Here is a 15157-nt window from a genome sequence, read left to right on the forward strand (position 1 = left end):
AAGCGGGAGGGCAAAGCGGTGCGCTCTCATTCCCCTCCCGCTTGCGGGAGGGGGCAGGGGTGGGCAAAGCGCTACGTCAGCTTTGGGGCGTGTCCTGCCCCTCATGAAATTCGTCATTGCGAGCGCAGCGAAGCAATCCAGGGCAGAGTTACACCGCCCTGGATTGCTTCGCTGCGCTCGCAATGACGAGGTGGGGAGCGGGTTGAAGGCGGTCCTCAATCACCCCTTTCCAGATACGTCACCGCCTTCGACAGGCTGGCGAACCCCTCCTGCAGATCCGGCAGCGCCCGCGCCGCGCGCGGGGTGAGCGACAGGTCGCCCGGCCCGCGTCGGGGCCGGGCGAACAGCTCTGTCCCCAAATCCCTCTCCAGCCGTGCGACCAGCTGGCCGACGGCGGAGGGTGTCACCTGCAGTTCCCGCGCGGCGAGCGCGAAGCTGCGGTTGCGCGCCACCGCCTCGAAGGCGCGCAAGGCGTTGAGGGGATAAGGCCCCGTCACTTTCCGTGCGCTTTCGTCAGGCGCGCGGGGTCACTCTGCGGCGACTGCGAGCGAGGCGGCGGCGTGGCGGTGCTCCGGGACCGGCAGGCCGAGGTGGCCGCGTAGGGTGTCGTGCGCGTATTCGGTGCGGAACAGGCCGCGGCTCTGCAGGATTGGCACGACCCGCTCGCGGAAGAGCGCGAACTCGTCCGGGGTGCCGACGACGACGTTGAAGCCGTCCGCCGCGCGGCCGGTGAACCAGCGCTCGATCTCGTTGGCGATCGTCTCGGGCGAGCCGACGAAGCCCTTGCCGCCCGGATTCTGGCCGCGCTGGGCCGCCTGCCGCAAGGTCAGCTTCTCCTCGCGCGCGGTGCGGATGATCCGCTCGGCCGCGCCCTTGTAGCTGTTGAGCGTGACGCCGGTGAGATCGGGGAACGGCGCGTCCAGATCGTACTGGCTGAAGTCGTGGTAGTTGAACGCGCGGCCGAGCTGGACGAGCAGCTTGTCGATATCGAGGTTCTCCGCGCGCTCGCGCTCGATGCGGTGGGCTTCCTCATCCGTCTCGGCGATCAGCGGGAACAGGCCGGGGAGCACCTTGATCGCGTCCGCATCGCGGCCAAGCGCGGCGGCGCGGGCCTTGAGGTCGGCGTAATATTGCTGGCCCGACGCGAAATCGGGGGAGGCAGCGAAAGTGGCTTCGGCGATGTGGGCGCCGAGGTTGCGGCCTTCGGTGCTGTCGCCCGCCTGGAAGATCACCGGCTGGCCCTGCCGCGAGCGGGTGAGCGCCAGCGGACCGGCCACCGCGAAATGGCGGCCCTTGTGGTCGAGGCGGTGCTGCTTGTCCTTGTGCAGGAACAGGCCCGACTGCTTGTCGCGCGGGAATGCGTCGTCTTCGTAGCTGTCCCACAGCCCCTGCACGACCTCGACGAATTCCTGCGCGCGTTCGTAGCGCACGGCGTGGTCGAAGTGCTCCTCCCGGCCGTAGTTGCGTGCGGCGCCTTCGAGCCCGGTGGTCACCACGTTCCAGCCGGCGCGGCCCCGGCTGATGTGGTCGAGCGAACCGAATTGGCGCGCCACGTTGTAGGGCTCCCAGTAGCTCGTCGTCAGCGTGCCGACGAGACCGATGCGCGAGGTGTGCCCGGCGACGGCGGAAAGCAGCGTCAGCGGCTCCAGCCGGTTGAGGAAGTGCGGCGAGGTGTCAGGCGTGATGAACGGAGAATCGACGATGAACACCAGGTCGAACTTGGCGTCCTCGGCGAGTTTCGCGTTGGTGATGTACCAGTCGATGTCGACGCTGGCATCGCCCGGCACGTCGGGATGGCGCCAGTTGTACTGATCGTTGCCTACGCCGGTAAGTATCGCGCCAAGATGAAGCTGCCGTTCGCTCATGAGATTGTACCCGTTCGTCGATGATGATGGGCCGAGCGTAATCGACGTGGACACCCGCGAATAACGAGGGTTTCCCATAGCGATATTCGCGGCGCTAAACGGACGCGATCAGTATGACCAATTCTCAAGCGAGGGCTGCGACTTCCAATTTGTCTGATCGACAGGCCGCCCATACCCATCGCTTACCAGGTCAGGCCTCGGCGGCTATTTGACATCAAAACGCCGATAACAATGCCATGCTGGTGAGACATGCTGAAAAGGCCCTGCACGCTGCGACAGCGTGCGCGCCGGATGCACCCTGACCTCGGGGATATCCTTTTTCGAAAAACGACAGGTCGGGCCGGATTTCGCCGCTCCCGCAGCTTCCGTTCCGGGGGCCGGAGCGGTGCGCCCGACGCATATACAGGGGTGAACAATGCGCAAATCGGCACGCCATAAGGGCCATGCCTTGGGATCGGGCAGCAGCAGGCGGGCTCTGGGCTTCATGCTCGCACTGGCGGTAGGGGGGACGGCGACGCCGGCCTTCGCGGCAGACGAAGCGGAAGGCGCGGACAGCAGCGATGCGGCGGCGGAAATCCTCGTCGAAGGGTCGCGCTCGCGCGGCTCGGTGGTAGAGGCCGGGCCGCTCGGCACGCGCACCATTCTGGAGACGCCGTTCTCGGTTTCCGCTGCCGATACCGACCAGATCAACCGCATCGCCGCGACGACGATCGACGCGGCGTTCAATTATGATCCTTCGGTGCGGTCCAACAATTCGGGGCTGGCTTCGGGCAATACCTTCAGCATTCGCGGGCAGGCAGTCGATCTGACCAACGGCTACAAGTACGATGGTCTGGCCTTTCCCTACTGGTTCCAGGACCACCCGATCGAGGCGGTCGATCAGATCCAGGTGCTGAAGGGCGCGGGCGGCTTCGTCTATGGCTATGCCTCGCCTTCGGGCGTGGTGAACTTCATCTCGAAGAAGCCGACCGACGAACTGGTCGCCACCGCCGGGTTCTCCTTGCGCAGTTCCAGCATCTGGCGCGCGCACGTCGATATCGGCGGGCCGCTGACCGAGACCGGTTCCACCGCCTTCCGCCTCAACGCGGTGGAAGAACAGGGCACGCTCTACAACGGCGCCTACAACAAGAATACTTTCGCGCAGTTGTGGCTGCAGGGCGAGATCACGCCCGACCTGACGTGGAGCGTCGACGGCTATTACCAGCGCACATGGCAGGCGGGGCAATCGAACACCGTCAGCTTCACCACCGGGGTTACTTCGCTGGCGACGATGAGCGGGGCGGATTTCAACCTCGCCTCGAAATCCACGCACAAGTTCAACGACATCAACCAGGTGACCGGCCGCCTGAACTACCAGATCGCGCCTGACTGGAAGATCTCCGCCGCGCTGCGCTATTCGGCGCTGGACGAGCGGTTCACCGGCAATACCGCGCAGATCACCAACAATGCGGGCGATTATCGCGTCGGCGTGCTGGGGATGAACCGCAAGTTCACGTATCATGTCGGGCAGTTGTCGATCGACGGCACTTTCCATACCGGCGCGATCGAGCATGCCGTGGTCGCCGGGTTCGATTACTTGGACGTCGATTACGACTACGACTACAACCCGTACACGGCCACGCGGGTGCCCACGGTGTCGTACGACTTCAACCTGACCGGCAACATCTACGCGAACAACGTGCCCGACTGGGCTTTCGCTTCCTACACCCGCGCCGACGGGCAGGTGGTGACGGGCCGCCAGTTCCAGCGCCCGCCCGACTGGTTCCGCTATCAGGAAATCCGCCAGCGCGGCCTGTTCCTCAGCGATACGCTGAAGCTGGGTAATGCCGAACTGATGCTGGGCGGCCGCTACACCTTCTATACCGAGCGCAATTACGAGCCGGTGCTGGCAGATACGAACTACCGCGAGAACAGCTTCACTCCCGTCGCCGCGCTCAGCTACGACGTAGCACATGGCGTCCGAGCTTATGTTTCCTACGTGCAGGCCCTGCAGCGCGGCACGCAGGCCCCCGCCAACGCGCTGAACTATGGCGAGAGCTTCGGCCCGATCAAGAGCACGCAGTACGAGGCGGGCATCAAGGTCGATCGCGGCACCTGGGGCGCGACGCTCGCGGCGTTCCGCACCAAGGTGCCGTCAGAGTTCCTCGACACGACAAGCTACTGGGTGCGCGACGGCGAGCGGCGGTTCCAGGGCATCGAGTTCGACGCGCACTGGCAGGCGACCCCCGAAGTGTTGCTGAAGTTCGGCGCCGCCTATCTCGACGCGGTGCAGACCAAGGCATCGAGCGCGGCGCTGGTCGGCAAGAAGGTGCCGGGCGCTACCGCGTTCCAGACCTCGGGCTTCGTCGAATATTCGCCCGCGTTCCTGCCCGGCTTCTCGGCGTTCGGCGGCGTGCGCTATTCGGGCAAGGCTTACGGGCAGGTGACGAATACCTTCATCTACAAGCCGGTGACCGTCGGCGATGCGGGTATTTCCTATGAACTGCCGATCGAGGGACGTTCGGTCACGGTTTCCGGCAACGTCCAGAACATCACCAACGAGCAGTATTGGGTGCCGGGTTCGGGCGGCGTCTCGCTGTCGGCGGGTGCACCGCGCACGTTCAGCCTGAACCTGACGGTCTCCACCGGCCCGATCGAGCGGCGCGATACCGAGTGGAGTGAAGGCTCCGGAACCGGCGGCTTCTATATCGGCGCTGCGGTGGGCGGCACGAAGATCAATGATGGCAGCTTCGACATCCGCGCCCGCGTAAACGCCGCGCTGGGTGTGGATCGTAGTGGCCTGAAGACCTCGTACAAGACCGGATGGGAACTCGCCGGGAGGCTGGGCTATGACTTCGGCTTCCTGCGCACCGAACTCGAACTGGCGCGCCAGCAGTTCGATCTCGACCGGGTTGCGCTGAATTCGACGCGCATCGCGGTCGATCCGGTGTCCCGTACCGCCGGGATCTACGACGATCCTTCCGGCACCACCCGCATCCAGTCGATCCTGCTCAACGGTCTGGCCGATATCGCCACCGGCTCGCGCTGGTCGCTGGAGGCGGGCGGCGGCATTGGCGTGGCGCGGATCAACCAGTACCGCTGGAAGCTGGAGGCGGACGAGAGCAGCACTTTCGCCTACGAGAACAAGGTGCGCTTCGCCTGGCAGGCCGTGGTCGGCGCGCGTTACGCCTTGTCCGACCGGCTCGATGCGACACTGCGCTATCGCTATCTCAATGTGTCCGACGTGTTCCTGCAGACGACCACCGCCAATGCTATCGAAGGCGCATTCCGCACGCATAGCGTGGTGGTGGGCCTGAACTACGCTCTGTAACCTTTCCGGCGGTTATGGAGCCCGATGACGAAGCCACCACGAGGGGGGTGGTGGCTTCGTCTCGGTCAGAAAGTCTCGACGAGATCGCGCATGGCTTTCAGGTCGGCGCCGTTCAGGGGGACGTAGCCGTCGTCCTCTTCGCGGTGGCGGGTGATGATCGCCTGCCCCTCGTCCGAGAGCAGGAAGCGCAGCAGGCCCTTGACCGCCGGGTCGATCGGCCTGCCCGGCGCCTTATCGACATAGATGTTGAGGAAGTACGAGATCGGCCATGCGCCCCGGTCCTTGCCCGCTTGAGGCAGGACGTAAGGGCCGCCGTCGCGTGCGGACAGCGGCAGGACTCGCACGCCTTCCGGTGCCTCGCCCGCGTCGATCCATGTCGCATAGCCGATGCCGCGAGGGTCCGCCGCGACGGCGGCGAGGATCGCCTTGCCGCTCGGCATCGCCTGGTAGCGGGCGTTGAAGGGAAGCCCGTCCAGCTTCGAGGCCCGCATGGCCGAGCCGAACCCGCCATCGTCGCGCGCACCGTAGACGTGGATCGCGCCAGCCGCGGCGCCCAGATTCGACCAGTCGGCAATGTCGCCGCCCGGTGCTCCGGCCGCGAAGACGCGCTTCACTTGCGCCATCGATAGTCCGGCAAGCGGGTTGTTCGCGTTGACGTAGATCGCGGGCGGCGTCTTGCCGTTCGCGCGGGGACCGTGGCTGGCATAGGCGATGCGGATGCGCACCGGATCGTAGCCCTTCACCTGCCGGAAGCCGTCGAGGTCGTTCTCCCACAGCTCACGGCCCATCGGCGCGAAGATCGTGGTTCCGGCCGTCAGCGCAGGCATCGCGGTAGAGGAGCCGCGCAAGTCGGCGGTGAAGCGCACCTTGGGCGCGTGACGCGCATAGGCGGCGAGCATGTCGGGCATGATCGTCGTCAGCGTATCGCTGCCGATGATCGACAGGCTGCCGTCCGGGGCGACGTAGCCCGCCTCACGCCGCGGGATCGTGATCCCGTGCAGCCTTGCGATCCGTTCCCGCGCATCGGTCAGCGCGGCGGCATCGAGCGGCTTGTAGATCGACAGCGCCGCCTTCAGGCGCGCCTGTCCGTCGTCCGAGAACAGCGCCTGCAGCACCGGCTTCACCCGTTCGTCGATGGCGCCGTCCTTGTCGCAGCGCACATAGAGGTAGAGCCCCTGCATCACCGGCACCGCCAGCGGCAGGCCGCCGGAAAAGCGGCGCACGGCGGCGCGCTCGATCACGGTCATCTCGCGTGGGATCACGGCGAGCGCGATGGTGCCTTGCGTCAGCAGCGGCATCGCTCCGGCCGGGCCGACGATGCGGGGGGACAGGCCGCTGGCTGCCGCTGCGACGGCATCCGTTTCCGGGCCACCGCCAATGGCAAGGCCACCGTCCGCCAGCACGTAGCGCGCCAGCAGCGGCTGCGCCTCGGGGATCGGCCCGCTGTCCTGCGCCGATGCGGAGCCCGCGAGCAGGGCGGCTGCCAGCGCGAAGCCAAGCGCGCGCCTCACTTCTTCACCTTGCACACTTTCGCGCCCGCGCGCGCCCATATGATCGCGGCGTCGAACAGCTTGCGGCCGGTATCGGTCATGCGGGTGAAGCTGTTGTTCTCCATGCCGATGAACACCCGGCGCGCGGGCGCGAGGTGGTCGTGGTCCATCGTCGCGCTCGCCTCGTAGCCGAACAGTGTCGCCTTGTCCGGCTCTCCGGGCCAGGTCATGATGACGTCCGCGCCGAGCCCGGGCTTGCCCCAGCCTGCGGGCGTGCGCGCCTCGGTCCAGGTGCCCAGGCCCGCCGGAATGCCCGCCGCCATCGGATGCGGCGCGCGCACCAGCCAGAAGTAGTGGCCGGTCTCCAGTTCGCCGAAGTCGGTGTCGCGGCGCAGGCCGGTCATCCACAAGTCGTCGAGCAGGTCGTTCTCCCAGGTGACCAGCGGCACGCCCATGTCGCGCCAGCGGGTGATGGCCGGGCGGTTGGCGGTGAACTGGTTGGAGCGCACCGTCGAGGACAGGACGACGAGGTCGAACCCGCAAGGATCCGGCGCGCCGTCCAGCCCCTCGCTGGTGGTGACGCCGTAGCCCAGCGCCTCCAGCCGCGCCTTGACCGCCGGGTCGGCCGAACCGCCCGGCACATCGGCGCGCATCAGGAACAGCACCTTGCCGGCATCCGCCGCCAAGGCCGGGGCGGGAGCCGTGCCGATGGCCAGCGCCAGCAGCGCGGCGGCGAATGCCTTGGTCATCGTCAGAACCCTCCGCTCAGGCCGACGAGGAAGCTGCGGCCCTCGCCCGGTGTGATCTGCGCGCGGGAGACGGTGCTGGCGATGTAGTACTGATTGGTGATGTTCTTGACGTTCACCGTCAGGCGCACCTTGTCGGCCAGCTTGTACCACAGGCTGCTGTCGAAGCGGGTGTAGCCGCCGACCGAGAAGGTGTTCTCCAGATTGCCCATGCGGTTGCTCGCCGCAACCACGCCGCCGCCGAGGCCGAAGCGGCTCAGCGGGCCGTCCACCGGCTCCAGCGTCACCCACAGGCTGCCGCTCCACTTGGGCACGCCGATCAGCTTGTTGCCCTTGGCGTAGTCGGTGGAGGAGCGCACGGTGGCGTCGGTATAGGCGCCGTTGGCGATGACCTTGACGCTCGGCGTGATCGCGCCGGACATGTCGAACTCGACACCCTGCGAGCGCTGGACGCCCGCGTTGATGTTGTAGCCGACGTTGTTGGGGTCCTGCTGCGTCACGTTCTCACGCGTCAGCTGGTAGACCGACAGCGTGGAGGCAAGGCGGCCGCCGAACAGTTCGGCCTTGATGCCGGCCTCGTACTGCTTGCCCTTTTCCGGATCGATCGGCTTGCCGTCGATGGTCGGTTCGGGCTTGGACTGGAACGAGCGGGTGAAGTCGGCGAACAGCGAGACGTTCGGCACCGGCTTGAACACCACGCCCACGCGCGGCGACCATGCCTTGTCGTCCGAGGCATACTGGGTGGAGCCGTGGTCCGACTGCTGGGCATGGTCGTAGCGCACGCCGGCAAGCAGGTTGACATGCTCGCCGATGTCGATCTGGTCCTGTAGGTAGCCGGACAGCGACTTGGACTTCACCTCGCGGTCGGCGGCAAGGACGAACGTGCCCGGCTGCGCGCCGTATTCGGGGTTGTCGATGTCGATGCGGGCCAGCGTGGCGCGCGCGAAGGTACGGAAGCGGTAGGACTTCACATACTCGCCGCCGAACACGACCGTGTGCCCGATCCCTCCGGTGGAGAAGCGCGCGACCATGTCGGCCTGCGCATCGTAGTTGTGATTGTTCTCGTGTTGCTCGACGGCGGTGCGGGTGACGGTGCGCGCGCCGGTGATGGCATTGACGGCGACGGACGTGCCGTAATTGATGCCGAACAGGTCGAGCTTGCCTTCGTCGTAATGGCCGATCTGGCGGACCGTCAGCCAGTCGGCCAGTTCATGCTCGATGCGGTAGTTGAACTCGTAGCGGCTGGATTCGGTGGTCGCCCAGGCTTCGCCCAGGAACCGCTCGCGGGGGAGGTTGACGACGAGATCGCCGTCGGCGTCGGTGGTGGCGACGATGCCGCGATCGGTCTGGTTCTTCTGGTGCGCATACGTCAGGCTGGCGATGACGCGGGTGCGGTCGGTCGGCTGCCACAACACCGAGCCGGACAGGAACTGGCGGCGATAGGGCTGGAACACGTCGCGGAAGGTGTCGCCGGTCTGCGCGGCGGCGATGAAGCGCACGGCCAGCGTCTTGGCGGCATCAACCGGACCGGTCACGTCCACCTGCCCGCGCATGAAATCGTTGCTGCCGCCCTGCACTGAGAAGTTCATCCCCCGCTCGAAGCGCGGCTGCTTGGTGACGATGTTGATCAGGCCGCCCGGATCGCCGCGCCCGTAGAGCACAGAGGCCGGACCCTTGAGCACTTCGATGCGCTCCACGTTGGCAAGGTCGCGGTAGCTGTCGTTGGTCTCGATCGCCGGGCTGAGCATGATCGAATCGATGGCGTAGTACGAAGAGCGGAAGCCGCGGATGGTGAAGCTCTCCGACCGGTTGCCCGCGTCGGTGCCCGCCTGGATGCCGCTGACGTTGCGCAGCGCGCTGGTGAGGTCGAGGATCTGCTGATCGTCGATAACGTCGCGCGGCACGAACTGGATCGACTGCGGCACGTCCATGATGCTGGTGCCGGTGCGCGTGGCGGTGGTCAACTGGTCGACCTTGTAATCCTTGCTGCGCGCGCCGAGCACGGTGATTTCTGAGGAACTGACGTCCTGCGGCGCACCGTCGGCGGCCTCGTCGGCGAAAGCGGGCGCGGCGATGGTTGTCAGAACAAGGGCAAGCGTGCTCGTTCCTGCCCGCAGGCAAGAGGGATGAAGGTACATTGGTATGGTGCTCCCCGAGGGTGATCTCGATTGTGCACCGCACATATTGCTACTGCGAATTCATTGCAATAGCTAAAAGCGACATTGTTCAGGTTGCCTTCAGGCCCGGAAATCCGCCGGGGCGGGCTGCAGGCGCAGCCTCGATGGTTCCGGGGGAGTCGGGTCCCGGCCCGAACTGTTGCGTGCCGAATCTATCTTGCGGGCAAGGCTGCAAACCGGTTTCCCGACAGCGCTGACAAGGCTAGAGGTGCGGCCCCGCATCCGGTGGGTGCACGACCGAGAACAGGAGAGTCCGTTGAACGTTTCCGTCCGCAAGCCCTTGCGTGTCGCGATCCTGGGTGCCGGGATGATCGGCGAGATTCACCGCCGCGCGGCGCTGCTGGCTGGTGTCGAACTGGTCGGCGTCATGGCGTCCTCTCGCGCACGGTCCGCGGAAGCGGCGGCGCAGTGGGGCACGCTGGCCATCGGCTCGCTGGAGGAACTGGCGGGGCTCGGCCTCGATGTCGTCCACGTCTGCAGCCCCAACAGCCTGCACGCAGCCCATGTCGAGGCGGCGTTGGCGGCCGGTGCCCACGTGATCTGCGAAAAGCCGCTCGCCGTCGGCACCGACGAGGCGCTGCATCTCCACACCCTCGCGGCCGAAGCGGGCAGGATCGCCACCGTGCCCTTCGTCTACCGTTTCCATCCGCTGGTGCGCGAAATCCGCGCGCGGCGCGAGGCGGGCGAGTTCGGCGCGTGGCAATTGCTGCACGGCAGCTATCTGCAGGACTGGCTTCTCTCGCCCCACGCGACCAGCTGGCGTGTCGATGCATCGAAGGGTGGGCGCAGCCGGGCCTTCGCCGACATCGGCTCGCACTGGTGCGACCTCATGGAATTCGTGACCGGCGAGCGCATCGCCTCGGTCATGGCGGCGATGACGATCACCGTGCCGGAGCGTCCCGCAGTGTCGCAGGCCAGTTTCTCGGGCGGGGCGGCCACCGGGCCGCTGGTGAAGGTCGATACCGAGGACGCCGCGACCATCCTGTTCCGCACGGCGTCCGGCGTGCTGGGCAGCGCCGTGATCTCGCAGGTCTCGGCGGGCCGCAAGAACCGCCTGTGGTTCGAGTTCGACGGCGCGCACAAGTCCGCCGTCTTCGATCAGGAGAACCCCGAGACGGTCTGGCTCGGCACCGAGGATTCGGCCGAAACACTGTTCCGTAGTCCGGGCGCGGGCGCGGCCGACGCGTGCCGTCTTTCCAGCCTGCCGCCGGGCCATGCGCAGGGTTATGCTCAGTGCTTCGAGAACTTCGTTGCGGACACGTACGCTGCCGTGCGCGGGGAGGCACCTGCCGGTCTGCCGACGTTCGCCGACGGCCTGCGCTCGGCCCGCATCATCGACGCGGTGATTCAGTCGGCGGACACCAATGCCTGGGTCGACGTGTCAGTCTGAGGCGGGATGGCCGCCTGATGCGAGTGGCCTGCCGCGAAGGCGGCAGGCCATCCCCGTGCCGTCAGGACTCGGCCTTCTCCGCGCTCCACTGCGCAAAGGTGGGGCGGGTCATCTGGAACAGGTCGGTGGTGCGCGCGTACCAGCCCGCGCCGTGAACGCGCGCGACGAGGTTCATCGCCAGCGTATCGACATGCAGCTTCTCGGCATCGATGAAGGCGTCGTCGATGTGGAAGCGCAGCACTTCGCCCAGCGCGATGGTGGTCTTCTCGGTCTCGACTGCCTCGTAGAGACGGCACTCCATCGCCACCGGCGCGGTCGCGATGCGCGGGGCGCTGATCACGCTGGAGGGCAGGGTCGGGATACCCGCTGCCGCCAGTTCGTCGAATTCGGGCGGGCCATCGATGCAAGTGAAGTTCATCGCCGCACTGTCGGCCTCGGAGACGAGGTTCACCACGAACTCCCCGGTTTCGAGGATGTTGGCGGCGCTGTCCTTGTGCGTGCCGTCGGGGCGGCGCATCATGCCCAGCACGATCAGCGGCGGCTCGGCGCTCATCATGTTGAAGAAGCTGTAGGGCGCGGCATTGCGCAGCCCCGCGCCCGACACCGTCGTCACCCACGCGATCGGGCGCGGGGTGATGCTGGAGCCCATCAGCTTGTAGCGATCGGGCCCCGGTACTTTTGAAAAATCGAATTCCACGCTTGATTACTCCCCGGAGCGGGTGACCGCGCGGCGCGGTGCGACGTTGACCTTCAGTTCGAACACGTCGGGCCGTGCGTAGTGGCCGACGACGTCGAAGTCGTACTTGCCGCGCACCACCTGCGCCGGTTCGATATCGGCATAGAGGATCGTTTCGGCCGAATAGTCCGGTCCCGCAAGCACCGTGCCCAGCGGATCCACGATCATCGAGCCGCCGCGCAGCAGCACCGTCTCGGGATCGTCGCCCAGCGCGCAGTCGTAATCGGCCGGATAGGCGCCGCGCGTGACGTGCTGGCAGGCGGAAAGCACGAAGCAGCGGCCCTCCAGTGCGATGTGCTGCATGGTCGAGGGCCAGGCATCGCGGTCGTCGGCGGTGGGGGCGCAGTAGATGGAGATGCCCTGGTCGTACATCGCCATGCGCATCATCGGCATGTAGTTTTCCCAGCAGATCACCGCGCCGACCTTGCCGAAGGGCGTGTCGAAGACCGGCAGCGTGGAGCCGTCGCCGAAGCCCCAGATCAGGCGTTCCGCACCGGTCGGCATGAGCTTGCGGTGCTTGCCGACGAGGCCCTTGTCGCCGTCGAAGAACAGCGCGGTGCAGTAGACGGTGCCGCCGTCGCGTTCGATCACGCCGATGACGACGAAGGCGCCGGTCTCGGCGGTGGCCTCGGAGAGTACCTCCACTTCGGGGCCGTTCAGGTCGATCGCGGCTTCGTGATAGGCGCGGAAGTCCTCGCGTCCCTGCGGCTTGCGCATGCCGACCGGCGTGCCGAACGAGGCGCCCTTGGGATAGCCGCCGAGGAACGCCTCGGGAAACACCATCAAGGCCGCGCCGCCTGCGGCTGCCTTGCGGATCAGGCCAGCGGCCTTTTCGGCGGCGGCGAGAGAATCGGTCGGGATCGATGCGGCCTGGATGACAGCGGCCTTGAAGGGGGCTGCCTTAAACGATGCGGACATGCGGCGCTCCTTTGGAAAAGCACAGGGAATCTGCGGTTCACATAAGGGACAATAGTTGCATTTGACACTTTATTCAAATTATTTTAGGTCTGTAATATCTCGCAGATGGAGGCACCCATGGCCGATCAGAGCTACGACCAGTACCGTGAGGAAATGATCGGCCGCGCGAACGTGGCGGACACCCCCGAACTGGTGGCCTATTACGAGCGCCTGAAGCAGCTGGGCACCGGCGCGCTGTGGACCGTGGCGAACAAGATCGAACCGTGGGAGCCGATCTCCACCTCGGTGCCGTATCTGTGGCGCTACAAGGACCTGCGCGACGACGTGATGAAGGCGCTCGACCTCGTCACGCCGGAGCAGGCGGGGCGCCGCGTCGTCTATCTGGAGAACCCGGGCCGTGCCGACGTGGTCGCCGCCGTGGGCTGGCTCTACTCGGGCCTGCAGGTGATGGGGCCGGGCGAACTCGCCTCCAGCCACCGCCATTCCGCCTCCGCGCTGCGCTTCATCATGGAGGGCGAGGGCGCCTTCACCAATGTCGACGGGCACAAGATGACGCTGGGCGCGAACGACTTCGTGCTCACCCCCAACGGCACCTGGCACGAACATGGCGTCGCCGAGGGCGGCACCCCCTGCATCTGGCAGGACGGCCTCGACATTCCGCTGATGAACGCGCTGGAAGCCAACTTCTACGAGGTTCATCCCGATCTGCAGCAGGCGGTCTCCTACCCGGTCGACGATTCCACCGCGACCTGGGCGGGCACCGGCCTGCGCCCGGCAGGCATGGCCTGGTCCAAGCCCTATTCGCCGCTGTTCAAATACGAATGGGCGCCCACCTACGAGGCGCTGACGAAATACGCACGAGTCACCGACGGGTCGCCCTTCGACGGTGTGATGATGGAATACGTCAATCCGCATACCGGCGGTCCGGTGATGCAGACGATCGGCGCCTCCATGCAGCTGCTGCGCCCCGGCGAGCGGACGAAAGCCCACCGCCAGACCGGCAGCTTCGTCTACCAGTGCGCCAAGGGGAAGGGCTGGTCGATTATCAACGGCCAGCGCTTCGACTGGCAGGAACGCGACATCTTCGTGGTTCCCGCCTGGATGTACCACGAGCACGCGAACGCCTCGGACAGCGAGGATGCGTGCCTGTTCACCTTCAACGACCTGCCCGTGATGCGCGCGCTTGGCCTCTACCGTGAGGAAGCGCTGGCGGAAAACGGCGGTCACCAGCCGATCCTGACCTGATTTTCAACTCAACACGATAACCTTCGGGGGAATAGCCCAATGCGTCTCGTTACTTACCGTGCCAATGTCGAAGCCGAAGCCCGGCTCGGCGCCCTCGTCTCCGGCTTCGGTGGCGATCTCGTGCTCGACCTCGAACTGTTCGGCGAGGAAATGGGCGTTCCCTTCCCCGCGACGATGCTGGAGTTCATCGACCTCGGCCCGCAGGCCGTGGCGATCGCCTCCAAGCTGATCGAGCAGGCCGAGGGCCTGTTCCCGCTCGGCACCGCCATCCCCTTCGCCAACGTCATCCTGCTCGCGCCGATCCCGCGTCCGCGCAAGAACATCTTCGGTATCGGCCTCAACTACACCGAGCACGTCGCCGAGAGCGCCAAGTCGCTCGACACCTCGCCCGAACTGCCGCGCCAGCCGGTGATCTTCTCCAAGCCGCCGACCTCGGTGATCGCTCCGGGCGAGCCGATCCGCCACAACGGCGAGATCACCCAGCAGCTCGACTGGGAAGTCGAACTCGCCGCCATCATCGGCACCCGCGCCAAGGGCGTCGCCCGTGAGGACGCGCTGAACTACGTGTTCGGCTATACCGTCTGCATCGACATGAGCGCGCGCGACTGCCGCCGTGCCGGCCAGTGGATCTACTCCAAGGGCCAGGACACTTTCGCACCGATGGGCCCGGTCGTGGTCACCGCCGACGAGCTGGGCGATCCGCAGACCCTCGACCTCTCGCTTACCGTCAACGGCGTGACCAAGCAGTCGAGCAACACCGCCTTCATGCTGTTCAAGGTCGACGAACTGGTCGCCGACATCTCGAAGGGCATCACGCTGGAGCCGGGCGACATCATCGCCACCGGCACCCCGGCGGGCGTCGGCGCGGGCATGGACCCGCAGGAGTGGGTCTGGCCGGGCGACGTGATCACAGCGACCGTCGAGAAGATCGGCTCGCTGACCCACTCGGTCATCAAGGCCTGATTTCAAGAACTTCCCGAAAGGGGAGAACATCCTCCCTGACTTTCAAGCGGGGGCCTTTTCGAAGGCCCCCGTTTTTTCATGGTCGGTCGCCGTTGCGAGCGGTGATCCGGAGCATAGGCGCCCTTAGCTATATCCTCGTCATCCCCGCGAAAGCGGGGACCCAGCTGATGTCGGTGCAACAGGAACCGTCAGGAGATGGGTTCTCGCCTTCGCGGGAATGACGATAAGGGTGGGTTGCGGCCATCTACCGCAATTCACCAAATTCGTCATTGCGAGCGCAGCGAAGCAATCCAGGGCGGCTCAAGACTGCCCTGGAT

Annotated in this window: 11 protein-coding genes; 4 read left to right on the plus strand and 7 right to left on the minus strand. The window is 66.2% G+C overall.

Going from position 1 to position 15157, the window contains the following annotated elements; translation table 11 throughout:
- Positions 1 to 215 precede the first annotated feature (215 nt).
- Positions 216 to 497, minus strand: a complete 282-nt coding sequence (locus tag LH128_RS26960) for a LysR family transcriptional regulator (protein WP_008832868.1) — start codon at positions 495 to 497, stop codon at positions 216 to 218.
- Positions 498 to 527: 30 nt separating this feature from the next.
- Positions 528 to 1865, minus strand: a complete 1338-nt coding sequence (locus LH128_RS26965; RefSeq protein ID WP_008832869.1) for an LLM class flavin-dependent oxidoreductase — start codon at positions 1863 to 1865, stop codon at positions 528 to 530.
- A 415-nt stretch (positions 1866 to 2280) separates the two neighbouring features.
- Here LH128_RS26965 and LH128_RS26970 point away from each other — a divergent pair, with 415 nt between their 5' ends.
- Positions 2281 to 5175, plus strand: a complete 2895-nt coding sequence (locus tag LH128_RS26970) for a TonB-dependent siderophore receptor (protein WP_008832870.1) — start codon at positions 2281 to 2283, stop codon at positions 5173 to 5175.
- Between the two features lie 65 nt (positions 5176 to 5240).
- Here the strand turns inward: LH128_RS26970 and LH128_RS31580 are convergent, their stop codons facing one another.
- From LH128_RS31580 to LH128_RS26985, 3 genes are read right to left on the minus strand one after another with little or no spacing between them, the layout of a single operon-like run.
- Positions 5241 to 6686, minus strand: coding sequence for a PstS family phosphate ABC transporter substrate-binding protein (locus LH128_RS31580; protein WP_008832871.1), 1446 nt, complete (start codon positions 6684 to 6686; stop codon positions 5241 to 5243).
- The gene (locus LH128_RS26980; RefSeq protein ID WP_008832872.1) at positions 6683 to 7414 is read right to left on the minus strand and encodes a hypothetical protein; all 732 of its coding nucleotides are present in this window, start codon (positions 7412 to 7414) and stop codon (positions 6683 to 6685) included. The genes LH128_RS31580 and LH128_RS26980 overlap by 4 nt, the downstream gene beginning before the upstream one ends.
- Before the next feature lie 2 nt (positions 7415 to 7416).
- Positions 7417 to 9549 (minus strand): TonB-dependent siderophore receptor, encoded by a 2133-nt coding sequence (locus tag LH128_RS26985; RefSeq protein WP_008832873.1) that lies wholly within the window; start codon positions 9547 to 9549, stop codon positions 7417 to 7419.
- Positions 9550 to 9844: 295 nt separating this feature from the next.
- Here LH128_RS26985 and LH128_RS26990 point away from each other — a divergent pair, with 295 nt between their 5' ends.
- A complete protein-coding gene (locus LH128_RS26990; RefSeq protein WP_008832874.1) occupies positions 9845 to 10978 on the plus strand; it encodes a Gfo/Idh/MocA family protein in 1134 nt (377 codons plus the stop codon).
- Between the two features lie 61 nt (positions 10979 to 11039).
- On the opposite strand, the gene LH128_RS26995 is transcribed toward LH128_RS26990, so the two are convergent.
- On the minus strand, positions 11040 to 11675 hold the full coding sequence (locus LH128_RS26995; protein ID WP_008832875.1) for a flavin reductase family protein: 636 nt from the start codon (positions 11673 to 11675) through the stop codon (positions 11040 to 11042).
- Positions 11676 to 11681: 6 nt separating this feature from the next.
- A complete protein-coding gene (locus LH128_RS27000) occupies positions 11682 to 12632 on the minus strand; it encodes a carbon-nitrogen hydrolase family protein (protein WP_008832876.1) in 951 nt (316 codons plus the stop codon).
- A 117-nt stretch (positions 12633 to 12749) separates the two neighbouring features.
- Between LH128_RS27000 and LH128_RS27005 the strand changes: the two genes are divergently transcribed.
- Positions 12750 to 13877 (plus strand): cupin domain-containing protein, encoded by a 1128-nt coding sequence (locus tag LH128_RS27005; protein WP_008832877.1) that lies wholly within the window; start codon positions 12750 to 12752, stop codon positions 13875 to 13877.
- A gap of 39 nt (positions 13878 to 13916) precedes the next feature.
- Positions 13917 to 14840 carry a fumarylacetoacetate hydrolase family protein gene (locus tag LH128_RS27010; RefSeq protein ID WP_008832878.1) on the plus strand — a complete coding sequence of 308 codons (924 nt, stop codon included), beginning with the start codon at positions 13917 to 13919 and terminating at the stop codon, positions 14838 to 14840.
- Positions 14841 to 15157: the final 317 nt, after the last annotated feature.

This window comes from Sphingomonas sp. LH128 (genome assembly GCF_000293195.2).
GTDB lineage: Bacteria > Pseudomonadota > Alphaproteobacteria > Sphingomonadales > Sphingomonadaceae > Novosphingobium > Novosphingobium resinovorum_A.

Bases quoted from the DNA above. Each gene is read 5' to 3' on its own strand.
- LH128_RS26965 (WP_008832869.1), bottom strand. From the start codon at position 1,865: ATGAGCGAACGGCAGCTTCATCTTGGCGCGATACTTACCGGCGTAGGC.
- LH128_RS26970 (WP_008832870.1), top strand. From the start codon at position 2,281: ATGCGCAAATCGGCACGCCATAAGGGCCATGCCTTGGGATCGGGCAGC.
- LH128_RS26980 (WP_008832872.1), bottom strand. From the start codon at position 7,414: ATGACCAAGGCATTCGCCGCCGCGCTGCTGGCGCTGGCCATCGGCACG.
- LH128_RS26985 (WP_008832873.1), bottom strand. From the start codon at position 9,549: ATGTACCTTCATCCCTCTTGCCTGCGGGCAGGAACGAGCACGCTTGCC.
- LH128_RS27000 (WP_008832876.1), bottom strand. From the start codon at position 12,632: ATGTCCGCATCGTTTAAGGCAGCCCCCTTCAAGGCCGCTGTCATCCAG.
- LH128_RS27005 (WP_008832877.1), top strand. From the start codon at position 12,750: ATGGCCGATCAGAGCTACGACCAGTACCGTGAGGAAATGATCGGCCGC.
- LH128_RS27010 (WP_008832878.1), top strand. From the start codon at position 13,917: ATGCGTCTCGTTACTTACCGTGCCAATGTCGAAGCCGAAGCCCGGCTC.